General features: G+C 44.2%; 1 protein-coding gene. It reads left to right on the top strand.

The features are described from left to right. A partial coding sequence (locus AAEZ06_RS27260; RefSeq protein WP_350617216.1) for a hypothetical protein occupies positions 1-274 on the top strand: 274 nt, incomplete at both ends.

Below are 274 nucleotides of genomic sequence, written 5' to 3'. Positions count from 1 at the left end.
CAATAGCACACTTGGCTCGTTATATTCCTGCTTTTAAAGAAGCGAGCGTAGAGGGTAAACCACTATTTGGAGCACAACAAATACCCGGTGAGGATGCTTCCCTGCGGGCGGCTGGTGTATCTTTTGAAGATGATAATTATGCACGTTGTGAAATAGTCAAAGCCTCATCTGTATTAACTAGTGCCGATGCGTTAACTGAAAAATTGGCGGAATTGGGTTTTGTTGATAAAAGCTTAGTGGGAGCACGTTCGTTTCCAGTGACGCGTTCTATCAC

Origin of the sequence: Pseudomonas sp. HY7a-MNA-CIBAN-0227 (assembly GCF_040310325.1) — a bacterium.
Lineage (GTDB): Bacteria > Pseudomonadota > Gammaproteobacteria > Pseudomonadales > Pseudomonadaceae > Aquipseudomonas.
The sequence above is the reverse complement of the archived record's forward strand: the minus strand, read 5'-3'. Positions and strand labels throughout refer to the sequence as shown.